This window comes from Klebsiella sp. LTGPAF-6F (genome assembly GCF_001753185.1).
Lineage (GTDB): Bacteria > Pseudomonadota > Gammaproteobacteria > Enterobacterales > Enterobacteriaceae > Klebsiella > Klebsiella michiganensis.
On the sequence record NZ_CP017450.1, the window covers coordinates 2247444 to 2271842 of the forward strand.

Annotated in this window: 19 protein-coding genes; 12 read left to right on the forward strand and 7 right to left on the reverse strand. The window is 53.0% G+C overall.

The window, feature by feature from the left end; translation table 11 throughout:
* Positions 1-62: 62 nt before the first annotated feature.
* The 6 genes from rlmKL (at position 63) to rmf (ending at position 7984) form a co-directional block, all read left to right on the forward strand.
* The gene (gene rlmKL / locus BJF97_RS10490; RefSeq protein WP_014228658.1) at positions 63-2168 is read left to right on the forward strand and encodes a bifunctional 23S rRNA (guanine(2069)-N(7))-methyltransferase RlmK/23S rRNA (guanine(2445)-N(2))-methyltransferase RlmL; all 2106 of its coding nucleotides are present in this window, start codon (positions 63-65) and stop codon (positions 2166-2168) included.
* A 12-nt stretch (positions 2169-2180) separates the two neighbouring features.
* Positions 2181-4088 (forward strand): ABC transporter ATP-binding protein, encoded by a 1908-nt coding sequence (locus BJF97_RS10495; RefSeq protein ID WP_004849507.1) that lies wholly within the window; start codon positions 2181-2183, stop codon positions 4086-4088.
* 14 nt (positions 4089-4102) lie between these two features.
* Positions 4103-5371, forward strand: coding sequence for a membrane integrity-associated transporter subunit PqiA (gene pqiA / locus BJF97_RS10500; protein ID WP_014228659.1), 1269 nt, complete (start codon positions 4103-4105; stop codon positions 5369-5371).
* The gene (gene pqiB, locus BJF97_RS10505) at positions 5361-6998 is read left to right on the forward strand and encodes an intermembrane transport protein PqiB (protein ID WP_070082901.1); all 1638 of its coding nucleotides are present in this window, start codon (positions 5361-5363) and stop codon (positions 6996-6998) included. The genes pqiA and pqiB overlap by 11 nt, the downstream gene beginning before the upstream one ends.
* Positions 6998-7561, forward strand: coding sequence for a membrane integrity-associated transporter subunit PqiC (gene pqiC, locus BJF97_RS10510; RefSeq protein ID WP_014228661.1), 564 nt, complete (start codon positions 6998-7000; stop codon positions 7559-7561). Before pqiB ends, pqiC begins: the two co-directional genes overlap by 1 nt.
* Before the next feature lie 255 nt (positions 7562-7816).
* On the forward strand, positions 7817-7984 hold the full coding sequence (gene rmf, locus BJF97_RS32395) for a ribosome modulation factor (protein ID WP_004100764.1): 168 nt from the start codon (positions 7817-7819) through the stop codon (positions 7982-7984).
* A 64-nt stretch (positions 7985-8048) separates the two neighbouring features.
* On the opposite strand, the gene fabA is transcribed toward rmf, so the two are convergent.
* Positions 8049-8567, reverse strand: a complete 519-nt coding sequence (fabA, locus tag BJF97_RS10515) for a bifunctional 3-hydroxydecanoyl-ACP dehydratase/trans-2-decenoyl-ACP isomerase (protein ID WP_004849514.1) — start codon at positions 8565-8567, stop codon at positions 8049-8051.
* 69 nt (positions 8568-8636) lie between these two features.
* The gene (locus tag BJF97_RS10520) at positions 8637-10394 is read right to left on the reverse strand and encodes an AAA family ATPase (RefSeq protein ID WP_032695056.1); all 1758 of its coding nucleotides are present in this window, start codon (positions 10392-10394) and stop codon (positions 8637-8639) included.
* 185 nt (positions 10395-10579) lie between these two features.
* Here BJF97_RS10520 and matP point away from each other — a divergent pair, with 185 nt between their 5' ends.
* Entirely contained in the window at positions 10580-11032 is a 453-nt protein-coding gene (gene matP / locus BJF97_RS10525; RefSeq protein ID WP_014228663.1) for a macrodomain Ter protein MatP, read from the forward strand.
* A gap of 102 nt (positions 11033-11134) precedes the next feature.
* Here matP and ompA read toward each other — a convergent pair whose 3' ends face one another.
* Positions 11135-12205: a porin OmpA gene (gene ompA / locus BJF97_RS10530; protein ID WP_004849520.1), complete on the reverse strand. Its 1071-nt coding sequence runs from the start codon at positions 12203-12205 to the stop codon at positions 11135-11137.
* 353 nt (positions 12206-12558) lie between these two features.
* On the reverse strand, positions 12559-13068 hold the full coding sequence (gene sulA / locus BJF97_RS10535) for an SOS-induced cell division inhibitor SulA (protein WP_014228664.1): 510 nt from the start codon (positions 13066-13068) through the stop codon (positions 12559-12561).
* Positions 13069-13530: 462 nt separating this feature from the next.
* Between sulA and BJF97_RS10540 the strand changes: the two genes are divergently transcribed.
* A complete protein-coding gene (locus BJF97_RS10540) occupies positions 13531-14154 on the forward strand; it encodes a TfoX/Sxy family DNA transformation protein (protein ID WP_014228665.1) in 624 nt (207 codons plus the stop codon).
* On the opposite strand, the gene yccS is transcribed toward BJF97_RS10540, so the two are convergent.
* Both yccS and BJF97_RS10550 read right to left on the reverse strand, forming a co-directional pair.
* Positions 14142-16277 carry a YccS family putative transporter gene (gene yccS, locus BJF97_RS10545; protein WP_032695057.1) on the reverse strand — a complete coding sequence of 712 codons (2136 nt, stop codon included), beginning with the start codon at positions 16275-16277 and terminating at the stop codon, positions 14142-14144. The genes BJF97_RS10540 and yccS overlap by 13 nt on opposite strands.
* Before the next feature lie 17 nt (positions 16278-16294).
* Positions 16295-16741 carry a YccF domain-containing protein gene (locus tag BJF97_RS10550; RefSeq protein WP_004849527.1) on the reverse strand — a complete coding sequence of 149 codons (447 nt, stop codon included), beginning with the start codon at positions 16739-16741 and terminating at the stop codon, positions 16295-16297.
* 122 nt (positions 16742-16863) lie between these two features.
* On the opposite strand from BJF97_RS10550, the gene helD reads away from it, so the two are divergent.
* Complete coding sequence (helD, locus tag BJF97_RS10555; protein ID WP_032695058.1) at positions 16864-18918, forward strand: DNA helicase IV; 2055 nt, start codon at positions 16864-16866, stop codon at positions 18916-18918.
* A gap of 28 nt (positions 18919-18946) precedes the next feature.
* Here helD and mgsA read toward each other — a convergent pair whose 3' ends face one another.
* Positions 18947-19405, reverse strand: a complete 459-nt coding sequence (gene mgsA / locus BJF97_RS10560) for a methylglyoxal synthase (RefSeq protein WP_014228668.1) — start codon at positions 19403-19405, stop codon at positions 18947-18949.
* 154 nt (positions 19406-19559) lie between these two features.
* Here mgsA and BJF97_RS10565 point away from each other — a divergent pair, with 154 nt between their 5' ends.
* The 3 genes from BJF97_RS10565 (at position 19560) to BJF97_RS10580 (ending at position 24389) form a co-directional block, all read left to right on the forward strand.
* Positions 19560-19973, forward strand: coding sequence for a CoA-binding protein (locus BJF97_RS10565; RefSeq protein WP_014228669.1), 414 nt, complete (start codon positions 19560-19562; stop codon positions 19971-19973).
* Between the two features lie 602 nt (positions 19974-20575).
* Positions 20576-23113 carry an Ig-like domain-containing protein gene (locus BJF97_RS34070; RefSeq protein ID WP_070082902.1) on the forward strand — a complete coding sequence of 846 codons (2538 nt, stop codon included), beginning with the start codon at positions 20576-20578 and terminating at the stop codon, positions 23111-23113.
* A gap of 74 nt (positions 23114-23187) precedes the next feature.
* Positions 23188-24389 (forward strand): IS3 family transposase gene (locus tag BJF97_RS10580; protein ID WP_096913407.1). Its coding sequence is split into 2 segments (ribosomal slippage): positions 23188-23503 and positions 23503-24389, totalling 1203 coding nucleotides; the frame shifts between segments, so codons are not numbered across the junction.
* Positions 24390-24399 lie beyond the last annotated feature (10 nt).

A 24399-nucleotide genomic window follows, 5' to 3' on the forward strand; every position in this document is an offset into this window, starting at 1 on the left:
TATGACATGGGGCGCATATTGGCTATAATGCGCACCAATTTTCTTTTAGTAAAAGTGACGATATGAATTCTCTGTTTGCCAGTACGGCTCGTGGGCTGGAAGAGCTGTTAAAAACTGAACTGGAAGGGCTGGGCGCGGTGGACTGCCAGTTGGTCCAGGGCGGGGTCCATTTTCAGGGAGATACGCGGCTGCTGTATCAAAGCCTGATGTGGAGCCGGCTGGCTTCGCGGATTATGCTGCCGCTGGGGCAGTGCAGCGTATACAGCGACCTGGATCTGTACCTTGGCGTACAGGCCATTCCATGGACCGAGATTTTCACTCAGGATGCCACTTTTGCCGTGCACTTTAGCGGGCTGAACGAAGAGATCCGCAACAGCCAGTACGGGGCGTTGAAGGTGAAAGACGCCATCGTCGACAGCTTTACGCGTAAGAATCTGCCGCGTCCCAACGTCGATCGCGAAAATCCCGATCTGCGTATTAACGTCTGGCTGAATAAAGAGACCGCGCATATCTCCCTGGATCTCAGCGGCGAGGGGCTGCACCTGCGCGGCTACCGCGACGGTACCGGTATGGCGCCAATCAAAGAAAACCTGGCTGCGGCGATAGTGATGCGTTCCGGCTGGGCTGCCGGTACGCCGCTGCTCGATCCCATGTGCGGTTCCGGTACGCTGCTGATTGAAGCGGCGATGCTCGCTACCGATCGTGCGCCGGGTTTACACCGCGGCCATTGGGGTTTCGGCGGCTGGGCGCAGCATGACGATGCTATCTGGAAAGAGGTGAAGTCCGAAGCGCAAACCCGCGCCCGTCAGGGGCTGGCGGCGTATGAGTCGCGCTTTTACGGTTCCGACGTTGACGCCCGCGTCATCGAACGCGCGCAGCGCAACGCCCGCCGCGCCGGTATTGGCGAACTGATTACCTTCGAAGTGAAAGACGTTGCCCAGCTTAGCAACCCACTGCCGAAGGGCCCTTACGGCACGGTGATAAGCAACCCGCCGTACGGCGAGCGTCTGGAGAGTGAACCGGCGCTGATTGCCCTGCATAGCCTGCTGGGGCGGATCATGAAAAATCAGTTTGGCGGCTGGAACCTGTCGCTGTTTAGCGCCTCGCCGGATCTGCTGAGCTGCCTGCAGCTGCGCGCTGATAAGCAGTTCAAAGCGAAAAATGGACCGCTCGACTGCGTCCAGAAGAACTATCATCTTGCGGAAAACGAAGGCGGCAAAACCGCGATGCTGGCGGAAGATTTCGCCAACCGTCTGCGTAAGAACCTGAAAAAATATGAGAAGTGGGCGCGTCAGGAAGGCATTGAATGCTATCGCCTGTATGATGCCGACCTCCCGGAGTACAACGTCGCTATCGACCGCTACGCCGACTGGGTGGTGGTGCAGGAGTATGCGCCGCCGAAAACCGTTGACGCGCACAAGGCCCGCCAGCGCCTGTTTGATATTATCGCCGCCACCATTGCCGTACTGGGGATTGCGCCGAACAAGCTGGTGCTGAAAACCCGCGAACGGCAGAAAGGGAAAAACCAGTATCAGAAAATGGGTGAAAAAGGTGAGTTCATTGAGGTGCAGGAGTATAACGCACGTCTGTGGGTAAACCTGACCGACTACCTGGATACCGGGCTGTTCCTCGACCACCGTATTGCTCGCCGCATGCTGGGCCAGATGAGCAAAGGCAAAGATTTCCTCAATCTTTTCTCCTACACCGGTAGCGCCAGCGTCCACGCCGGCCTTGGCGGCGCGCGTTCCACGACGACGGTCGATATGTCCCGTACCTACCTCGAATGGGCTGAACGTAACCTGCGCCTCAATGGCTTAACCGGCCGCGCGCATCGCCTGATGCAGGCTGATGTGCTGGGCTGGCTGCGGGAGACCACCGAACAGTTTGATCTGATCTTTATCGATCCGCCAACCTTCTCCAACTCCAAGCGTATGGATGATGCGTTTGACGTACAGCGCGATCATTTGCGCCTGATGACCGATTTAAAACGTCTGCTGCGTAAAGGCGGCACGATCATGTTCTCGAACAACAAACGCGGTTTCCGTATGGATCATGACGGGCTGGCGCAGCTGGGCCTGAAGGCGCAGGAGATCACGCAAAAAACGCTGTCTCAGGATTTTGCCCGCAACCGTCAGATTCACAACTGCTGGCTGATTACCGCAGCCTGAAAGGAATAAAGAATGTCTTTAATTAGTATGCACGGCGCCTGGCTCTCTTTCAGCGATGCGCCGTTGCTGGATAATGCTGAACTGCATATCGAAGATAACGAACGCGTCTGCCTGGTAGGGCGCAACGGTGCGGGTAAATCGACCCTGATGAAGATCCTCAATCGTGAACAGGGTCTTGATGACGGGCGCATTATCTATGAACTGGATCTGGTTGTGGCGCGTCTACAGCAGGATCCGCCGCGTAATGTTACCGGAACCGTCTATGACTTTGTGGCGGAAGGTATTGCTGAACAAGCGGCATACCTTAAGGGTTATCACGATGTTTCGCAGCTGGTGATGACCGACCCGAGCGACAAGAATCTGAACGAACTGGCACGCCTTCAGGAACAGCTGGATAATTTAGGGCTGTGGCAGCTCGATAGCCGCATTAATGAAGTGCTGGAACAGCTGAATCTGGATCCTAACGCCGAGCTTTCCTCGCTGTCCGGCGGCTGGCTGCGTAAAGCGGCCCTCGGCCGCGCGCTGGTCAGCGGGCCGCGCGTGCTGCTGCTCGATGAACCGACCAACCACCTCGATATTGAAACTATCGACTGGCTGGAAGGTTTCCTGAAGATGTTCAAAGGCACCATTATTTTTATTTCGCACGACCGTTCCTTTATTCGCAACATGGCGACGCGAATTGTCGATCTCGATCGCGGTAAGCTGGTGACCTATCCGGGGAACTACGATCAGTATCTGCTGGATAAAGAAGAAGCGCTGCGCGTGGAAGAGTTACAGAACGCGGAGTTCGATCGCAAGCTGGCGCAGGAAGAAGTGTGGATCCGTCAGGGGATCAAAGCGCGTCGCACCCGTAACGAAGGGCGCGTGCGGGCGTTGAAAGCCATGCGCCGCGAGCGCGGTGAGCGCCGTGAAGTGATGGGCAGCGCGAAGATGCAGGTGGAAGAGGCCGCGCGTTCGGGCAAGATTGTGTTCGAAATGGAGAACGTCAACTACCAGGTTGATGGCAAGGTGCTGGTTAAAGACTTCACCGCTCAAATCCAGCGCGGCGACAAAATTGCGCTGATTGGCCCGAACGGCTGCGGCAAAACTACGCTGCTGAAGCTGATGCTCGGTCAGCTGCAGGCGGATAGTGGACGTATTCATGTGGGTACCAAGCTGGAAGTGGCTTACTTCGACCAGCACCGCGCGGAACTTGATCCGGATAAAACGGTGATGGACAACCTCGCGGAAGGTAAACAGGAAGTGATGGTGAACGGCAAGCCGCGCCACGTCCTGGGCTATCTGCAGGACTTTATGTTCCATCCGAAACGCGCGATGACGCCGGTGCGGGCACTGTCGGGCGGGGAGCGTAACCGCCTGCTGCTGGCGCGCCTGTTCCTCAAGCCCAGTAACCTGTTGATACTCGATGAACCGACAAACGATCTGGATGTCGAAACCCTGGAGCTGCTGGAAGAGCTTGTCGACGGTTATCAGGGAACCGTGATGCTGGTTAGCCACGACCGTCAGTTTGTGGATAACACGGTAACGGAGTGTTGGATCTTCGAAGGCGCGGGGCAAATTGGCCAATACGTGGGCGGCTATCATGACGCCCGCGGTCAGCAGGCGCAGTATCTGGCGAAAAAACAGCCGGTTTCTAAAAAGACAGTTGAAGTTGCTCAACCGAAAGCAGAAAGTGTCAAACGCGCTGCCAGCAAACTAAGCTATAACCTGCAGCGCGAGCTGGAACAGCTGCCGCAAAAACTGGAAGAACTGGAAGCCCAGCTGCAGAATTTGCAGGAGCAGGTTGCCGACCCTTCTTTCTTTGGTCAGTCGCATGACCATACGCAGCAGGTGCTCGCACAGCTGAGTGAAGCGGAGCAGGCGCTGGAAACCGCCTTCGAACGCTGGGAATATCTCGAAGGTTTAAAAAACGGCGCATAAGCTGAGGAGTTTTCATGTGCGATCATCATCATGCTGCGCGGCATATCCTGTGTCGACAATGTGATCTGCTGGTGGCTTTGCCGCAGCTGGAGCATCGCCAGAAAGCTACGTGTCCGCGTTGCGGAACGACATTGACAACGTCATGGGACGCGCCCCGGCAGCGTCCCACAGCCTACGCGCTGGTCGCGTTGTTCATGCTGCTGCTGGCCAATCTGTTCCCCTTCATCTATATGAAGGTTGGGGGGATCAGCAGTGAAATCGAGCTGCTGGAAATTCCGAACGTGCTGTTTAGCGAGGATTACGCCAGCCTCGGTACCTTCTTTTTACTTTTCGTCCAGCTGGTGCCGGCTTTCTGCCTGGTCACCATACTGCTGCTGGTCAATCGGGTGAGCATGCCTTCCGGGCTAAAGGCGTTTCTGGCGCGGATCCTGTTTCACCTTAAAACCTGGGGGATGGCGGAAATCTTTCTCGCCGGGGTGCTGGTCAGCTTCGTTAAGCTGATGGCCTACGGCGATATCGGCATCGGCCTGAGCTTCGTTCCCTGGTGTATGTTCTGCCTGTTACAGCTGAGGACGTTCCAGTGCGTGGATCGCCGCTGGTTATGGGATGACATTGCGCCAATGCCGGCGATTACACAGCCGCTGAAAGTCGGCGTCTCCGGCCTGCGTCAGGGGCTACGCTCGTGCTCATGCTGCACGGCGGTTTTGCCCGTCGATGAGGCCGTTTGTCCGCGCTGTCGGACAAGGGGAACCGCCCGGCGTAAAAACAGCCTGCAGTGGACGCTGGCGCTGTTGGTGACTTCGCTGATCCTCTATATGCCCGCCAATATTCTGCCGATCATGATTACCGACCTGCTGGGCGATAAAATGCCTTCCACGATTATGGCGGGGGTGATCCTGCTATGGAGCGAAGGATCGTATCCGGTGGCGATGGTGATCTTTATTGCCAGTATTATGGTGCCGACGTTAAAAATGATCGCCATTGGCTGGCTATGCTGGAACGCCAGCGGCAAGGGAGCGCGCGACTCGGAGCGCATGCATCTGATTTATGAAGTCGTCGAGTTTGTTGGCCGCTGGTCAATGATTGATGTGTTTGTTATCGCAGTCCTCTCCGCTCTGGTACGCATCGGTGGATTAATGAATATCTATCCGGCGATAGGAGCAGTGATGTTTGCGCTGGTCGTAGTAATGACAATGTTTTCGGCCATGACCTTTGACCCGCGTTTATTGTGGGATCGTGAGCCAGATTCAAGCCATGAGGAAAGACTGCAGCATGGAAAATAAGAGCGGAGAAGCGAAAGTGCAAAAGGTGAAGAACTGGTCACCGGTGTGGATCTTCCCGATAGTCACGGCGCTGATTGGCGCATGGATTCTCTTTTATCACTATAGCCACCAGGGGCCGGAAGTGACCCTGATAACCACTAACGCAGAAGGTATTGAAGGGGGCAAAACCCGGATAAAAAGCCGCAGCGTTGACGTCGGCGTGATTGAAAGCGCGACGCTCACGGACGACCTGACCCACGTGGAGATTAAAGCGCGGCTGAATTCAGGTATGGAAAAACTGCTGCACCAGGATTCGGTTTTTTGGGTGGTTAAACCGCAGGTCGGCCGTGAAGGGATTAGCGGTCTGGGAACGCTGTTATCCGGCGCCTATATCGAACTGCAGCCGGGTAGCAAAGGCTCTGTTCCTGCGCAGTATCCGCTGCTGGATTCACCGCCGCTGGCCTCCCCTGATGCTAAAGGTATTCGCATCCTGCTGGAAAGCAGCAAAGCGGGGCAGCTTTCACCCGGCGATCCGGTGCTTTTCCGCGGCTACCGCGTAGGTTCAGTTGAAACCAGCACCTTCGATGCGCAAAAACGCAATATTACCTATCAGCTGTTTATTAGCGCGCCTAACGATCGGCTGGTCACCAATAACGTGCGCTTCTGGAAAGATAGCGGTATTGCGGTGGATCTGACTGCTGCGGGTATGCGCGTTGAGATGGGATCGCTGTCGACGCTGTTTGGCGGCGGCGTCAGCTTTGATATTCCCGAAGGGCTACCGTTAGGTGAGCCGGTGGCGAATAAAACAGAATATCATCTGTTTGACGATCAACGCAGCATCCAGGATTCGGTGTTTACCCAGCATATTGACTACGTGATGTTCTTTAAAGATTCGATTCGCGGTTTGCAGCCCGGCGCGCCGGTTGAATTCCGCGGTATCCGTCTGGGGACCGTCGGCAAGGTGCCGTTCTTTATTCCAGGCCTGAAGCAGAACATCAACGACGATTTCCGTATCCCGGTAGAAGTGCGAATTGAGCCGGAACGTCTGATCAATCAGTTAGGCGCCGATCCTGACATTCGTAAGCATATCGATGATCTAATGAATCGCGGGCTGCGCGGTTCGCTTAAAACCGGAAACCTGGTGACCGGTGCGCTGTATATCGATCTCGACTTCTACCCGAAAGCCCCTCCGCGCGGCAAGATGCAGGAGTTTGGCGGTTATCCGATTATTCCAACCGTGAGCGGTGGTCTGGCGCAGATCCAGCAGCGCCTGATGGACGCGCTGGATAAAATTAACAATCTGCCAATTAACCCGCTGCTGGAGCAGGCAACCAGTACGCTGGCGCAAAGTGAAAAAACGATGCAGCACGTACAGGCGACGCTGGACAGTCTGAACAAGATAACGTCAAGTCAGTCGATGCAGCAGCTACCGGGCGATATGCAGAATACGTTGCGCGAGCTTAATCGTAGTATGCAGGGCTTCCAGCCGGGATCTGCGGCATACAATAAGATGGTTGCGGATATGCAGCGTCTCGATCAGGTTCTTCGTGAACTGCAGCCGGTACTGAAAACGCTCAATGATAAGAGCAATGCGCTGGTATTTGAGGCGAAGGATAAAAAAGATCCGCAGCCGAAGGGAGCGAAATAATGAAGAAATGGCTAATAGCGGCGGCGGTATGCGCGCTGACGGCATGCAGCAGCGGCGGTGAGAGTAAAACTTACTATCAGCTTCCCGTGGCGCAGGGTGGCGCGCAAAGCGCCACCCACCAAAGCAAAAACTTGCTTTGGGTCGAGCAGGTGAGCATTCCGGATTATCTTGCCGGTAACGGGGTGGTCTATCAGACCACCGATGTTCAGTATGTGATTGCGAATAACAATCTGTGGGCGAGCCCGCTCGATCAACAGCTGAAAACGACGCTGGTGGCGAACCTTAGCAACCAGCTTCCGGGTTGGGTGGTTGCCTCTCAACCGCTGGGTAGCGAGCAGGATACGCTGAACGTGTCCGTCAGCGGTTTTCATGGCCGTTACGATGGCCGGGTCATCGTCAGCGGCGAGTGGCTGCTGAAGCATCAGGGGCAGTTGATTAAGCGGCCGTTCCATATTGAGCTTAAGCAACAAGAGGATGGCTACGACGCGATGGTGAAAACGCTCGCTCAGGCCTGGACCCAGGAAGCGACGGCGATTGCCAGCGAGATTAACCGCTTGCCATAAGTAAAATTAATAAGAATAAAAGCCGCTGCGACAGTGAAAATCGCAGCGGCTTTTTTATTTGTCTCATCAGTTTGTTACTTGTGCTGGTTCACAGTTTTTGTACAAACGAAGTTTCATGTAGCTCACAAATATGACAATGGCGTGAATTTTGCGCATTGACGCTATCCCTGATTCGCGGTATTCGTTAACCGTGGTTGCGTATTTAGTGACCATTGTTTTCTTTTCCACCAGATCAAAGTATGAGGGAAACGAGGCATGAAGAGACAAAAACGAGATCGCCTGGAACGGGCACATCAGCGTGGGTACCAGGCCGGTATTACCGGAAGGTCGAAGGAAATGTGTCCTTACCAGACCTTAAACCAAAGGTCTTATTGGCTAGGAGGCTGGCGAGAGGCCATGGAGGACAGGGTACAAATTGCCTGACTGTCTCTTTAAAAAGAAGCCTCCGCTGCGCGGGGGCTTCGCCTTTTCTAACGCGTGATGTTTATCAGAACGCGGAAGTGTCCTGGAACAGGCCCACTTTCAGATCGGTTGCGGTGTAAATCAAACGACCGTCAACCAGCACTTCTCCATCCGCCAGCCCCATAATCAAACGACGGTTTATCACGCGTTTGAAATGAATACGGTAGGTCACTTTCTTCGCCGTTGGCAGTATCTGACCGGTGAGCTTCACTTCGCCCACGCCTAATGCACGTCCTTTACCTTCGCCGCCTAACCAGCCCAGGTAGAAGCCAACCAGCTGCCACATGGCATCCAGGCCCAGACAGCCCGGCATCACCGGGTCACCAATGAAATGGCAACCGAAGAACCACAGGTCCGGGTTAATATCGAGTTCTGCCTCAACATAACCTTTGTCATAGTTACCACCGGTTTCGGTCATTTTGATGACGCGGTCCATCATCAGCATACTTGGCGCCGGCAGCTGTGGGCCTTTGGCACCAAAGAGTTCACCACGACCAGAGGCAAGAAGGTCTTCTTTTGTATAGGATTCGCGTTTATCTACCATGTTTTCAGTAAGCCTTATTTTGAGTTCGGGACGCAGGATAGCTAACACGTGTACGCTGAACAAGTCCGATCAGTTCGAACCTGAACCGCCTAACCAGCGTAGCGGCCACGGAAAGCGATGACGACTCTCTTGCTGTGTCGCCTGCGCAATTCGTTCCTGAATAGTTTGCCGTAACGTTTGTCCTTCTCCGTCCCAGAGTAGCTGGGTCAGAATGGGCAGCGCTTCCGTCACGTCATCGACTGCCCAGATAAAGAACTGCTCATCCGCAACGGCCTGTTGCAGTTCCTGCGCCAGGCTCAGGTGACGAACGTTGGCGGAGGGAATGATGACTCCCTGTTTACCGGTCAGCCCACGCTGCTGGCAAATAGCAAAGAAGCCCTCAATTTTCTCGTTAAGCCCGCCAACCGGCTGTACGCGACCAAACTGATCGACAGAACCGGTAATGGCGATGCTCTGATTAATCGGCACATTGGCCAGCGAGCTGATCAGTGCGCACAGCTCGGCCATGGAGGCGCTATCGCCATCCACTTCGCTGTAGGACTGCTCGAAGGTCAGAGAGGCGGTGAAGGGGAGCTGTTGTTCGAGCTCCAGCTCGGACATCAGAAACGCCTGCATGATCATCATGCCTTTTGCATGAATGTTGCCACCGAGCTCGGCCTTACGCTCAACGTCAATAAATTCGCCGTCGCCGATATGTACGACGCAGCTAATACGTGAAGGCTCGCCAAACGCACGCGGATGGCCCGGAAACTCAATGACGGAGAGTGCGTTGATTTGTCCGACGCATTCGCCTTCGGTCTCGATCAGGATTTGCTCCTGCAGTATTTCATCCTGGATGCGTTCAGCAAGGTAGCCTTCGCGCCACAAACGACGCTCCAGCATGGTTTGCATCTCTTCAGCGCTAATCTCTTCACCTTCACAGAACGCGGCGGCTTCGCGAAGCTGGCGAGCAATCCAGAGCACGCACAGCGGCAAGGTTTCCTGGTCGCCTGTATAACGCGCACCTTCCTGGATCAGCAGCGGCCAGGCGTTAGCTGACAGCCCCGGGAGTTCGAGCAGTTGAGCATTTTGCCAGACCCACTGGCACCACTGCTTCAGCGTATCGGCATCAGCGATTTGCAGATTATCTTCATATTCGCTGTAGATAGCCTGCGCAGAAAGCTCGGGTTCCATCTCCTGAAAATCAGCAAGAGATTCCCGCTCGCCGACCAGGATAACTTTCAAACTCAGGGGCATAGAGGGAATGCTGACCGGAAGAGGGCGAGACTCATCGAATGATAACCAGTCAAAACGCTGGCGGGTTACCATATTTTTCAGCCGCATCCACAGCAGGGGCTGTGCCAGTAATGCACGGAGGGAGAGAATTAATACCCCGCCGTTAGCGCGATGGACCAGACCGGGTTGTAACGTGATTTCACCATTAAACTGGCGCACGCAGCCAAAAAGCTGCTCTGCTTCGATCCAGTCCGCGGCTTCAACCGGCGCAACGCTGGCGAAATTATCTTCAGTCATTTGCGCAGGGGAGAGCGAGATTTTTCCGCCATCAACCTGATAGCGAACGCCACAGAGCGTTTGTGCCGGTTGGTGTAAAGTACGGGTTTCGTTAGCCAGCCACTGCAGGTACTCCGGCTCTTCCGGAATTTTAACCAGCATAAACGGCGAAATGGCTGGAGTGACCAGGAGCTGCTCCAGGCCATAGAAGAGTCGGGGTTGCAGTTCGCCTGAGAGGGATGCCTCTGCGTGAGCTAAGTCGGCTTGTGCAAACAGCGCCTGATAACTTTCCGTATCAGGAGCGAGGTCGTTTCGGGTAAGTTTCGTAATGGTCAAAGTCGCTGTTTTTTAGTCAGATGTAAAACGCGCGATTATACATTATGCGGCGTCCGAGCACACGAGGGATTGCGGTTGTCGCGGTGATAACGAATCTACCAACATCACGAAAGATCATTTATTCTCAGCACATCAGGAAAAAACTGATATCCTGAAATGAGTTACACGGTCACATTGAGATCGCAATGAAATATCAACAACTGGAAAATCTTGAAAGCGGCTGGAAATGGACTTATCTGGTAAAAAAGCACCGGGAAGGTGAGCTTATTACCCGCTACATTGAAGCCAGCGCTGCGCAAGCCGCCGTCGATTTATTACTGACGCTCGAAAATGAACCCGTGCTGGTGAATACCTGGATTGAGCAGCATATCAATCCGGCGCTGGTGAACCGCATGAAGCAGACTATCCGCGCCCGACGTAAGCGTCATTTTAACGCGGAGCATCAGCATACGCGTAAAAAGTCTATCGACCTGGAGTTCATGGTCTGGCAGCGTCTGGCAGGTCTGGCGCAAAGACGGGGTAAAACGCTGTCTGAAACCATTGTGCAGTTGATTGAGGATGCTGAGCATAAAGAGAAGTATGCCAGCAAGATGTCCAGCCTGAAGCATGATTTGCAGGTACTGTTAGGTAAAGAGTAGCGATGCAAGCATCGGGATATATCGGTGCGCTGCTGCTTTTTGATAGCGGAATTTAAGGTAAAAAAAACCCCGCATCGCGGGGTTTTTTATTAACGAGATAACTTAAGCCTGCGGCTGAGTTACAACGTCTTTGTAGCCTTTAACTTCGATTTCTACGCGACGGTCCGGCGCCAGGCAGTCGATCAGAGCTGCGCGAGCTTTCACGTTGTCACAGGTGTTGCCAGTAACCGGGTTGGATTCGCCCATACCGCGAGCAGAGATTTTGCTAGCCGGGATACCTTTGGATACCAGGTAATCAACAACGGACTGAGCACGTTTCTCAGACAGCTGCTGGTTGTAGGCATCAGAACCGATACGGTCGGTGTAGCCCAGAACAACTGCGGAACCGTCTTTCGGATCCATGTTGCTCAGCTGGGTGTACAGCTGATCCAGAGCCTGCTGGCCTTCTGGTTTCAGAGTAGATTTGTTGAAGTTGAACAGAACGTCAGACTTCAGGGTGAAGTGCTTGGTAGTCACTTCTGGAGCCGGAGCCGGCGCCGGAGCTACAACCGGAGCAACGTCGTCCTGACCGAAGCGGTAGGATACGCCCAAGCTCAGCATGCCGTTATCAGGACGGGTACCAACGGTGCCAGCGTCGCCGATGTTGTTAACCCACTGGTATTCCAGACGGGTTGCGATGTCACGAGTAACAGCCCACTCTAAGCCGCCCGCGAATACCGGGGAGACGCCAGTGTCGTGTTCGCTACGGGAAACGCCAGTAGAAGCGTAGTTACCTTTGGAGTCAGCGCGCCAAACCATACCACCCAGACGGGTATAGATATCCAGATCGTCAGTGATCGGGTAACCCAGTTTAGCAGTCAGCTGAACGCCCTGAGCTTTGAAAGCGCCGTTGTCAACGCTGCCTTTGTAAGCCATACGGCCCAGCCAGTCATAACCCATTTCAAAACCGAGGTACGGGTTAACCTGGTAACCACCAAACGCACCAGCACCCAGCTGATCGTTACGGGTCGGGCCGTTGTTGCCCTGGAAACCGTTACCGTAGAAACCGGTGTCGTGATACTGGGACCAGCCCAGTTTAGCACCTGCGTACCAGGTGTTATCTTTCGGAGCGGCCTGCGCTACGGTAGCGAAGCCAGCCAGTGCCACTGCAATCGCGATAGCTGTCTTTTTCATTTTTTGCGCCTCATTATCATCCAAAATTCGCCATGAAGGTTCAGAAGACCTCACGGTTAAATCCTTCACCCGGGGCGTGACTTGTTGTTAACTATGCTGATACATGCAGCGTAAGCCGATCACCCCTGGCGATGTAAAGTCTACAACTTAGTTCGAAACTTACAAGTGTGAACTCCGTCAGGCATATGAAAAAAAAGGGTTGTGTACGCTATGTTTAACAAATACGGTTGAACTTAATCGAGGCAAAAAAAGTCGCGAAGCCGCATCAGACAAGCATTTTAACAAAAATGCCGTTCCAGAAAGCCCATCTCACGCCAGGGCAAAAAAAATTCCAGGATTAATCCTAAACTCGGTTAATGATACAGGTTTGAGTGAATTTTTAGCCCAGAAAGTTGTCTGCCTGGCTGAGCGGTATTTCTTACCGGACGCATGATAAAGCCCATCGCGTGACCCTCTTCTGCAGCGGCAACCAGGCGTTCATGTTCCTCAATGCTCAGTTCTTCTGATAGCCAGCCAATAACGACGCTATAATTTCCGGTGCGCAGTGAGCGAACCATGGATTCCAGGGTGTTAGCGGGGGAGAGCTGGCTGATCTGCATCACCTTCGACAGCGGCAAACCGGACGACTGCACCCATTCGCGGCTCAGCTTCTGTTGTGGCGTCAGCCAGAGCTGCCAGCGCGATTGCTGGCCAAGCTGTTGTAATAAAGGAAGCAATAGTAGCTGCGTCATCATGGGCTGGTCTTCTCGATAGACTATTTCACTGATCAGCCCATTAGCTGGCTGTTCGGCAGCGTCATGAGAGAGACGACGTACTGAAGTAGAAGTCAGTGGTGAACGATTTGCGTGAGCTGATGTAAACATAGTCTATCCCGCCTGTGGGTTACTGTATGCATATACAGTATATGCGGCCGGGTGAAAGATCAACCCTATTTTCTCTGTTGCTGGATGAAATTTGTACGTCGCCGGGAGTGAACCCGAACCGGTCGCATCGGATGTCCGCGCGCGCACAATGTGAATTCATGGTTGTCGCGCTTTCTTCCCGGGTAAATTTTTCTCATAAATGATGGCATTAACGCTCTATGAGCGAACAGGGATGCCCTGCTCTCTGTATGCTACTGTGATGAATATTAATTAAGCATTTTATCTTTCCCGGATTTAACTTCATCAAAAGACTATTTTCTGAAAGCTGCTCGCAAAAAAACACGCCGATTAAAATGAATAGATAATTCATGTTGCCGCATGAAGGGAAGTCACTTATTTTCTCTTTTAACGGATCCGTTAGCACATTTATGTCTTATTTACATGATTAACAAAGGAATAATCATGAAGAAAGTTATATGTCTTAGGATCCATCAGTTTCGGGCATGTTTGTCTCCATTAGGAAAAATAAGCTGTCGGCCCTTATTTGGTGGCTATAGTCTGGCGATAGATAATACCGTGTTTGCCATGATGGCTGAGGGGGAAATCTATCTTCGGGTTTGCGAGCAGAGCGCGGAGTACCGCGTGGCGCATAAAAACCCGCTGTTGAAGATGCAGAAGAATGGTCGTCTGGTCGCGCTGAAGTATTATCATATAGATGAGGAACTTTGGCGCGATAGCAAAATGCTTTTTCATTTATCGGCGCTGTCATTACAGAGCGCGCGTCATGAAAAACATCGGCAGCGACATTCCGGAAGATTAAAAAATTTGCCAAATATCAGTTTTCATATGGAGCTACAGTTGATTAATTCAGGCATTACGGATGAATTAATGCTGCGTAAGATTGGGGCCAAAGAAGCCTGGTTGAGGTTACGAAAAATAAATAAAGCGCTAACGGTGAATATTCTTTATTCCTTACAGGGGGCTATTGAAGGCGTCCATGCGGCCACGCTCCCGACGCAGCAGCGTCAGGAGCTTGAGACGTGGGCAACGGAACAAATGCGGGAGAGTGAGAGCTATTCAGGTTGAATCTCAACCTGTCGCTGTAGCCGGCAAATCTCTGGCAGCAGCGCCAGTAGCAGCCCGATTTGTTGAAGCACTAACGGCTCTTTGCTATCGGCACGAGGGTCAAGATGCTGTATCCGGGTTTGCAGGCTTGTTAACGCTTGCTGTACCCGCTGTTCATCGGCCGGTGAGTGGTGCAGCGCGTCATCAACATAACAAACGGCATCGTCCAGCAGCGCCAGGATATCTGGCGTTGTCAGCTTTTCCCTGTGCGCGCCCAGGGCGGAGATATAGCTGGTAAAAGTGTGGTTCAGGCATAACAACCGAAAAGCGGTTTCCCGCATTTGCGAGCCCGCTCTGGGTTCCGTTGATAAGTTTGATACAACGGATGCCAGCTCACCGTCCCTGCTGTGCGCCGCTCTTCGCGCAATACGATAGGCAAGACGGTTGTCGCGCCCCTGATGATATTGCTCGAGTATGGCATCTAAATATCGGCAGTTGGCATTGATTGCTTGTTCAAGTACTCGGGGCAGGTTGCGGAACTTCCAGTCTGGCCAAATAAAGCTGACTGCGGCCCAGGCGATAGCGCAGCCGATCAGCGTATCAAATATACGCGGTAGGGCGACTTCGAAACCTTCCCCCAGGAGGTTAAAGCACAGCAAAACCAGGAGGGTAATGAACATGGTCGCATGGGCGTACTGCACATTACGGAATGCGAAGAACAGCACGCCGGTCAGGACAATTAAAAGCAGCTGGCCTTCGACGGAAGGGACGAGAAGCAGTACCGGCAGGCCAATCGCTACGCCGATGAGCGTACCGATTATCCTTAGCGCCAGCCGGTGACGAGTGGCGTTATAGTTTGGCTGGCATACGAACAGGCTGGTCAGCAATATCCAGTAACCGTGGTTCAGTCCGGTTAACTGGATAAATGCATAACCTGCGCACAGGACTAATGACATTCGGACCGCATGGCGAAACAGAGCTGACTCTGGGGTCATATTATTGCGCAGGCGCAGCCAGATATCGCTGAAACTGCCAGGTTGATCGTCGGCTAACAGATTTTCCGTATTGTGACTGGACTGTACAGTCGTCTGGACGGATTCAATTGTCGCCAGCTGGGCGTCAATGGCGCGTAAGTTATTAAGCAAAAATCCCAACGCCTTAATCTGTTCTGCCGGCGCGCCGCTGGCTTTTACGCGATCGAGCGCGGCGTCAAGATGCATAAAAGCGCGCTCAAAGTGAGTATCATGAAGGTAGGGTTCGCGTAGCAGGATAGAACGAGACAGTTTCTGGCAGGCCTGCGCCTGCATTGACAGCATACGCTGGAAGCGGAACATCACGTCACTGTAGCGAAAATGATCGCGCAGCGTTTGGTATTGAATATGCGATGAGCTTGCGCGTTCGTGGATGTCCTGCGCCACGAAGTAATACTGCAAAGTGCGACGCGTTCCGCGCTGCCCGCGATCGCCGCGCAGGCGAGTCAGCAGGGAAACTTTGGTCTGATTCAGCGTGGCCACAAGCTGGCCATTGGCTATCGCCAGGTCATACAGCGGAGCCTGGCTTTCATCTTCAATATCCGGATCGAACAGGCGCGATTTAAGCTCCAGATAGCGAGCTAACTGCTCGTAGCTGCGTGCCAGATTGTCCTGAAGAGGGCGGATAGGGAAAATCAGATGTCCGGAGAGGGTAAGTAAGTTGTACCACACCGCGCCAGCCAGCAAAAACAGCGGCTGGAGATACCAGTGGCTGTAAAGCGTAACGCCCAGCATGGTATAGATGGCGATTAACAAAGCACCAAAGGCGATGGTGGCATAGCGTTGGCCCAGGCCGCCGAGCAAAATAAAACCGATAGTTGAAACGGTTAATCCCGCCGCAAATAACCACGGCCAGGGAAAAAGGAGTTCCACTGAGGCTGAAGCAATAAAAAAGCACACGAGGGTAATGGCCAGATTACGCAGACGTCCTGTCAGGCGGTCATCAAGGTCGGTCAGCGCCGCTGCCACCACCCCGAGTGTTAGAGGAATCGTGAGTTTTACTTCGCCAAGCCACCAGGGAAATGCGGTCGTGCCGCAGAGTGCGATAAATATCCTGATGTTATATAACCAGGCACTGTTCCATGTATAGCGGCGTAGCAGGGGGGTGAGCATTTCTCTATTCCATTCAATTACTGAAAGCGGCGACGCGCATTGGCTTCACGCGCGGCGCGAGCGGTCTCGACGGAGACGACTCGTCGGCCTACTGGCCATAAAGCAATAGCGGCGATTTTAAAATTGGCGATGCCAACCGGGATGCCAATGATAGTCAGGCATTGGGCGATACCACAAAAGATATGCATCAGACACAGCCACCAGCCAAAGAAAATAAACCATAAAATATTCAATAGTGTCCCACCCGCGTTTAGCAGGCTATTCTTTCCCTGAGGATCGAGTTCGTCGACATGAACGGCCTCATTCCCATAGGGAAAAAGAGAGAGTTTTGTTATCTCCCAGCAGGAGCGGGTGAGAGGCAGGGTAAAGATCAGCACAATGCTGACCAGCGTCGCCAGAAGCCAGCCGAGCGTGGTGGCGAATCCGCCAAGGATAAAGTTTAAAATATTCAGAACGGTACGCATAAACCCTCTGCTTAATACGGTGGATAATAAGGCACGGCCATTGTAGCGTTTTTTACGCTGGAGCACCCGGTCGCTGGCGGTTAAACTTAAAAACATCCAACCTGATTGAAATTCGACATTATATGGAACTTAGAGCGACAACATTGGGCAAGCGTATGGCTCAGCATCCTTATGACAGGGTGCAACTTCTTAATGCCGGAGTAAAGGTTTCCGGTGATAGCCATGAATATCTTATACCTTTCAATCAGTTATTATCAATTCATTGCAAGCGTGGGCTGGTTTGGGGGGAGCTGGAGTTTACCCTACCGGGCGAGAAAGTTGTGCGTTTGCACGGTACCGAATGGAGTGAAACCCAGCGTTTTTACCATCATCTGAACACGCTCTGGCAGCAGTGGAGCGCGGAAATGAGCGATATTGCCGCTGATGTACTTCGCCAGCAGCTGGCGGAAGTGGCGCGTTCCAGCGCGGAAGGTAAATGGTTGACGCGTCAGCAGGTAAGCGATATTCAGCGCAAAATACGCCATGCGCTGAGCGGATTACCAGTGCCGACAGTCCGTCTTGATGCTTTTGATAACTGCCGCGAGCTATGGCGGCAATGCCAGAGTTGGTTGAGTAATACGGAAAAAGCCAGGCTCGAGCATAACCAAACTTTTACGGAATCCATGCTGGAGCAATACCGCGGATTTTTTGCCGCAGTGGAATCATCGCCGTTGAATCCGGCTCAGGCACGCGCAGTCGTAAACGGCGAGCGTTCGTTATTAGTTCTGGCAGGTGCCGGAAGTGGTAAAACTTCCGTGTTAGTGGCGCGCGCAGGCTGGTTATTGACCCGTGGCGAAGCGGCGGCTGAGCAAATTCTGCTACTGGCGTTTGGTCGGCAAGCCGCGCAGGAGATGGATGAGCGCATCCGCGAGCGCCTGGGCACTGAAGAGATCTCGGCGCGTACTTTTCACTCCCTTGCCCTGCACATTATCCAGCAGGGCAGTAAAAAAGCCCCGACGATCAGCAAGCTGGAGAGCGACAGCGCTGCACGGCAAAAACTTTTAGTACAGAGCTGGCAGCAGCAGTGCCAGGAGAAAAAAGCGCAGGCGAAAGGCTGGCGATTGTGGCTGGAGGAGGAAATGGGCTGGCAGATCCCTGAAGGGGATTTCTGGCAGGACAAAAAGCTGCAGCGTCGTGTTGCCAGCCGCCTTGACCGCTGGGTTAGCTTGATGCGTATGCATGGCGGATCGCAGGCTGAGATGATTGCCGGGGCCCCTGAAGAGGTACGCGACCTTTTTGGCAAGCGCGTTAAGCTGATGGCCCCTCTGCTAAAAGCGTGGAAAACGGCGTTAAAAGATGAAAACGCCGTCGATTTCTCCGGCCTGATTCATCAGGCGATCAATATTCTGGATAAAGGGCGGTTCGTCAGCCCGTGGAAGCATATTCTGGTGGATGAGTTTCAGGATATCTCCCCGCAGCGGGCATCCCTACTCGCCGCGTTACGTCGGCAAAACACGCAGACGACGCTGTTTGCCGTTGGCGATGACTGGCAGGCTATCTACCGTTTCAGCGGTGCTCAGCTCTCTTTAACAACGGCCTTTAATCACTATTTTGGCGAAGGGGATTGCTGTGCGCTGGATACGACGTACCGATTTAATAGCCGGATAGGCGAGATCGCAAACGGGTTTATCCAGCAAAATCCGCACCAGTTAACGAAACCACTAAATAGCCTGGTCGCAGGGGACAAAAAAGCGGTGACGTTATTGGCGGAGGACAAACTCGACGATCTGCTTGATAAAATGAGCGGCTATGTCAAACGAGAGCAGCGGATTTTATTGCTGGCGCGCTATCATCATTTGAAGCCGGCGGCGCTGGAGAAAGCCGCCACGCGCTGGCCACATCTGCAGCTCGATTTTATGACTATTCATGCCAGCAAAGGACAACAAGCTGATTACGTCATAATTCTTGGCCTTCAGGAGGGGGATGATGCGTTTCCTGCACCGGCGCGTGAGTCGATTATGGAGCAGGCGCTCTTACCGCAGCCGGAGGATTTTCCCGATGCCGAAGAGAGGCGTTTGCTGTATGTCGCCATCACCCGCGCCCGCCTGCGCGTATGGCTGTTGTTTAATAAAGAGCAACCTTCGCCGTTTGTTGAAATGCTAGAGGCGCTGGATGTCCCGGTAGCAAGAAAGCCATGATGGCTGGCGGCGTGGCCGCCAGCGGGGCTTATTTCAGACGCTCTGCAAGGTAGCGCTGATAATCAGGGATCAGGATATCAACGGGGTCGCTGAAGTGCGGGGACTGGATAATAAAGTCGGCGGTTGAGACATTGGTGGCGACGGGAATATTCCATACCGTCGCCAAACGTAATAACGCTTTAACATCCGGGTCGTGCGGCACGGCATTTAGCGGATCCCAGAAAAAAATCAATACATCGATTTTACCTTCTGAAATCAGCGCACCCACCTGCTGGTCGCCGCCCATGGGACCACTCAGCATCGCATGCACCTCCAGCCCGGTTGCGCGTGACACCAGATTTCCGGTCGTTCCTGTCGCCGAGAGCGTGTGTTGCGCCAGCAATGGCTGGTGGCGCTCGACCCACTTCATCAGCATATCTTTACAGTGATCGTGAGCAACCAGCGCAATATGCTTGCGTGCTGGCAAGGTACGTGTTGTTAGTTCCATCATTTCATTCCACATTTTGGCCTGTAGACAGATTACTGGAAGTGACTGTTGCTGCAAGCGTCGGGATGAAAAAATTTGACGCATCTGCAGGTCAGGACTCATGCGGGTTCATCCGGATTAGCATACACTTGGGCTAAATAGCAGGAGGATGATGATGAAAGAAAACGATATCGCAGGTATTTTGACCTCGACACGGACTATCGCCCTCGTGGGGGCAAGTGACAAACCTGACCGCCCAAGCTATCGGGTGATGAAGTATCTTCTGGAGCAGGGGTATCACGTCATTCCCGTTTCCCCTAAGGTTGCGGGTACCACGCTGCTGGGGCAAAAAGGGTATGCCACGCTTGCTGACGTGCCGGAAAAAGTGGATATGGTCGATGTTTTCCGTAACTCAGAAGCGGCCTGGGGCGTCGCCCAGGAGGCAGTGGCTATCGGTGCGAAAACGCTATGGCTACAGTTGGGGGTAATCAATGAACAGGCGGCTGTTCTCGCCCGAGACGCCGGTCTAAACGTGGTGATGGATCGCTGTCCGGCGATAGAGATCCCGCGGTTAGGATTAGCCCGTTAAACCTAAAACCCCGCCTGGCGGGGTTTTTTATTATCAATATTGATTAAGTTATTTATGGTCAATATTTTAATTAAAACTACATCGAAACGTTTCTTTATTTTAAAATAAAACCCATTGTCTTTGTGGATTTAACAGACATTGTCCAGGTTTTATCTCCCTTATTACTTAAAATTTCCTCGCGAGGATAATTTATTTTTTATAAATAAACCATAGAAAATACATGGGGAATCCTTATAAAATATTTTAAAGTTTAAAAAAATAATTGTTTTTTCTCATGTCATTTATATGACTAATATCACAGATATTTTTCGGGTAGCGTTAAAATGGAGGTTTGGTGATATAAGAAATGTATTATCCATGATTTTATCTTCATTGTAATAACCGTGAGCAATCATTTTTCTTATGGTCTCTATTAACATCTCAAAATGTAAGTTTATTATTTTAAGTTATTGTAATTTGAGTAATTAAATTTATTACAGAATGTGATTGGATTATTTTGCTTTGACCTTGCGGGACTCCGTTAAGTGGTATATCTAATAAGATGCATAATTAAGAATTATCTCATACCTCTGACTGCGTCTTCATCTCAAGGGTGCAACCTGATGAAAAATATAAATGTGACAGTGAAAGAAACTGGTGCTGAATACACCGTCGATGGCAATCAAGTTAATCTCAATACGCAGTCAGTGGTTCTCCTGCACGTCAAGCGTGAGGATATTCGTTCATATACCCGACAAGGTAATGATCTTGTTCTAAAACTCCAAAACGGTGACACCGTTACAATTAAAAACTTTTTCGTTGTGGATGAGCATGGACAGCACAGTGATTTAGTTCTTATGGATGATGAGACCGGCGCGCTATGGTGGCTAGAAGGTGCGGGTACTGATGGGGCACACTATTCGCTGATTAGCGATCTTTCAGAAGTCATCGCGACCGGTGGCGCGGGACAAAGTATTGCCGGTTGGGTCATGGCTGGCGCGGCTTTGCTGGGTATTGCGGCAATGTTCGCCGGCACCTCAAACAAAGACCACCACTCTTCGGTTTCTGAAAGCGATTCTGATGCTGACAGTGATTCAGACTCCGACAGTGATACGGATGCTGACAGCGATAGCGACTCTGATTCAGACAGTGATTCTGATTCAGATAGTGATTCCGATTCTGACAGTGATTCCGACTCGGATTCAGATTCAGATAGTGATTCGGATGCTGACAGCGACGCGGATAGTGATTCTGATGCTGACAGTGACTCCGATACTGATACCGAGCTACCTACCGCGGCACAGAACATAGCGGTCATTGACAATGCGGGCCCCATCACCGGTGTGCTCCATTCTGGAGATGTCACTGACGATACGACCCCGGAGATTAAAGGGACAGCAGAGGCTGGGGCCACGATAACGATTTATGACGGCGATACCAAACTGGGTTCTGTCGTCGCGGATGAAAATGGCAACTGGAGCTTCACGTTACCGGAGCTGAGCGAGGGTTCCCACAGCCTGAGCGCGACGGTGACGGACAAAGCCGGCAACGTCAGCGAGCGTTCGCCGGCGTTTGAACTGACCATCGATACCACTGCGCCGGCAGCCAGCATTCCGCAGGTAACCGACAATGTTGCAGAGCACACCGGCCAACTGCAGAGCGGGGATCTGACCAACGATGCGACGCCCACCCTGAACGGCACGGCGGAAGCGGGATCCACGGTGACGATCTATGACGGCGACACCGTGCTGGGCACAGTGGTTGCCGGCGAGGATGGACGCTGGAGCTTCACGCCAGCTAGTCTGGAGGAAGGCGCCCACAGCCTGAGCACTACGGTAACGGACAAAGCCGGGAACGTGAGCGAACGTTCGCCGGCCTTTGAACTGACGGTAGACACTATAGTGAACCCGGTTAGCGATCTGCAGGTCACTGATAATGCAGGAGAAGACACGGGTACACTGAACAGCGGTAGCGTGACGGATGATGATACACCAACCTTGAGCGGTACGGCGGAAGCAGGTGCCACGATCACAATTTATGACGGTGATACCGTACTGGGAACCGCGATTGCGGACGAGGACGGACGCTGGAGCTTTACTACTGACGCACTGGCTGAAGGATCCCATAGCCTGAGCACCACGGTGACCGATCTGGCCGGCAACGTCAGCGAACGATCCCCGATATTTATATTAACTGTCGATCTTAGCGATGATACCGACTCCGACAGCGACTCGGATTCAGACAGTGACTCCGACTCGGACAGCGATGCTGACTCTGACAGTGATTCCGATTCTGACAGCGACTCGGATTCGGACAGTGATTCGGATTCGGACAGTGACTCCGACTCGGATTCTGACAGCGATTCGGACTCGGACAGCGATTCTGATAGTGACAGCGATTCGGACTCTGACAGCGACTCGGATTCTGACAGCGACTCCGACTCGGACAGCGATTCTGATAGTGACAGCGATTCGGACTCCGACAGCGACTCGGACTCTGACAGTGATTCGGATTCGGACAGCGACTCTGACTCTGACTCGGACTCTGACTCCGACAGTGACTCGGATTCTGACAGTGATTCCGACTCCGACAGCGATTCGGATTCGGACAGCGATTCTGACTCTGACAGTGACTCCGACTCGGACAGCGATGCTGACTCTGACAGCGACTCGGATTCTGACAGCGACTCGGATTCCGACAGTGACTCCGACTCGGACAGTGATTCCGACTCCGACAGCGATTCGGACTCTGACAGCGATTCGGATTCAGACAGCGATTCTGACTCTGACAGTGACTCCGACTCGGACAGCGATGCTGACTCTGACAGCGACTCGGATTCTGACAGCGACTCGGATTCTGACAGTGACTCGGATTCTGATAGTGATTCCGACTCTGACAGCGACTCGGATTCAGACAGCGATTCTGACGCTGACAGTGACTCGGATTCGGACAGCGATTCGGACTCCGACAGTGACTCCGACTCTGACAGTGATTCGGACTCCGATAGTGACTCCGACTCGGATTCCGATAGTGACTCCGATTCCGACAGCGACTCCGATTCTGACAGCGACTCCGATTCAGACAGTGATTCGGATTCTGACAGCGACTCGGACTCTGACAGTGATTCTGACTCGGACTCCGACAGTAGACTGGCCCCATGAATCTCCAGACAGTTGGTATCACTTAAATTAGTGATAGTCTTAATACTAGTTTTAGACTAGTCGTTGGAGTCCGAATGATTGATGTTCTAGGTCCAGAGAAGCGCAGACGGCGCAGCGTTCAGGAAAAAATCGCCATTGTTCAGCAGAGCTTTGAGCCCGGAATGACCGTGTCGCTGGTCGCCCGTCAGCATGGCGTTGCTGCCAGTCAGCTGTTCCTGTGGCGTAAGCAATATCAGGAAGGCAGTCTCACTGCGGTTGCCGCGGGTGAACAGGTTGTACCCGCGTCGGAGCTGGCATCTGCAATGAAGCAAATTAAAGAGTTACAGCGCCTGCTGGGCAAAAAAACCATGGAAAACGAGCTGCTGAAAGAAGCCGTTGAATATGGCCGACAAAAAAAGTGGATAGCGCACGTGCCCTTGTTGCCGGAGGATGGCGAATAAGCCTTGTCAGTCGTTGCCTCCGGGTCTCACGTGCGCAACTGCATGCCATGGCCCGTCGGTCGAAGGGCTGGCAGGATCGTCGGTGCAAGCGCAAGCCTGATGATACTGAAGCGCTGGCTCGTATCCATACCGTTATCGACGATCTGCCCACCTATGGTTATCGTCGTGTATGGGCACTGCTGCGCAGACAATCAGAAACTGACGACATGGCGGTGATCAATGCCAAACGCGTATACCGCATCATGCGTCAGAATGCGCTGCTGCTTGAGCGTAAACCGGCAATACCGCCCTCGAAGCGGGCGCATAGAGGGAAAGTGGCCGTTGGAGAAAGTAACCAGCGGTGGTGCTCCGACGGCTTCGAGTTCAGCTGTGATAACGGTGAAAAACTGCGGGTCACGTTCGCACTGGACTGTTGCGATCGCGAGGCACTTCACTGGGCGGCAAGTACCGGTGGATATGACAGTGAAACCGTGCAGGACGTCATGCTGGGTGCAGTAGAGCGTCGCTTCGGTAACAGGCTGCCGACATCCCCCGTTGAGTGGCTGACAGACAACGGTTCAGCCTACCGTTCTCATCAGACGCGTCAGTTCGCCAGAATGGTAGGACTGGAGCCAAAACATACGGCGGTACGTAGTCCAGAAAGCAACGGAATGGCGGAGAGCTTCGTGAAAACGATGAAGCGCGACTACATCAGCATCATGCCAAAACCTGACGGGTTAACAGCGGCAAAGAACCTTGCGGAGGCCTTCGAACATTACAACGAATGGCATCCGCACAGTGCACTGGGATATCGTTCGCCACGGGAATATCTGCGGCGGCGAACCAGTAATGGGTAAAGCGATAAAA

What these genes read in the sequence shown, in the direction of transcription:
- BJF97_RS10495 (WP_004849507.1), top strand. Translation starts at nt 2,181, where the DNA reads ATGTCTTTAATTAGTATGCACGGCGCCTGGCTCTCTTTCAGCGATGCG.
- helD (WP_032695058.1), top strand. Translation starts at nt 16,864, where the DNA reads ATGGAACTTAGAGCGACAACATTGGGCAAGCGTATGGCTCAGCATCCT.
- pqiB (WP_070082901.1), top strand. Translation starts at nt 5,361, where the DNA reads ATGGAAAATAAGAGCGGAGAAGCGAAAGTGCAAAAGGTGAAGAACTGG.
- yccS (WP_032695057.1), bottom strand. Translation starts at nt 16,277, where the DNA reads ATGCTCACCCCCCTGCTACGCCGCTATACATGGAACAGTGCCTGGTTA.
- pqiA (WP_014228659.1), top strand. Translation starts at nt 4,103, where the DNA reads ATGTGCGATCATCATCATGCTGCGCGGCATATCCTGTGTCGACAATGT.
- rmf (WP_004100764.1), top strand. Translation starts at nt 7,817, where the DNA reads ATGAAGAGACAAAAACGAGATCGCCTGGAACGGGCACATCAGCGTGGG.
- mgsA (WP_014228668.1), bottom strand. Translation starts at nt 19,405, where the DNA reads ATGGAACTAACAACACGTACCTTGCCAGCACGCAAGCATATTGCGCTG.
- rlmKL (WP_014228658.1), top strand. Translation starts at nt 63, where the DNA reads ATGAATTCTCTGTTTGCCAGTACGGCTCGTGGGCTGGAAGAGCTGTTA.
- matP (WP_014228663.1), top strand. Translation starts at nt 10,580, where the DNA reads ATGAAATATCAACAACTGGAAAATCTTGAAAGCGGCTGGAAATGGACT.
- fabA (WP_004849514.1), bottom strand. Translation starts at nt 8,567, where the DNA reads ATGGTAGATAAACGCGAATCCTATACAAAAGAAGACCTTCTTGCCTCT.
- sulA (WP_014228664.1), bottom strand. Translation starts at nt 13,068, where the DNA reads ATGTTTACATCAGCTCACGCAAATCGTTCACCACTGACTTCTACTTCA.
- BJF97_RS10540 (WP_014228665.1), top strand. Translation starts at nt 13,531, where the DNA reads ATGAAGAAAGTTATATGTCTTAGGATCCATCAGTTTCGGGCATGTTTG.
- BJF97_RS34070 (WP_070082902.1), top strand. Translation starts at nt 20,576, where the DNA reads ATGAAAAATATAAATGTGACAGTGAAAGAAACTGGTGCTGAATACACC.
- BJF97_RS10550 (WP_004849527.1), bottom strand. Translation starts at nt 16,741, where the DNA reads ATGCGTACCGTTCTGAATATTTTAAACTTTATCCTTGGCGGATTCGCC.
- pqiC (WP_014228661.1), top strand. Translation starts at nt 6,998, where the DNA reads ATGAAGAAATGGCTAATAGCGGCGGCGGTATGCGCGCTGACGGCATGC.
- ompA (WP_004849520.1), bottom strand. Translation starts at nt 12,205, where the DNA reads ATGAAAAAGACAGCTATCGCGATTGCAGTGGCACTGGCTGGCTTCGCT.
- BJF97_RS10565 (WP_014228669.1), top strand. Translation starts at nt 19,560, where the DNA reads ATGAAAGAAAACGATATCGCAGGTATTTTGACCTCGACACGGACTATC.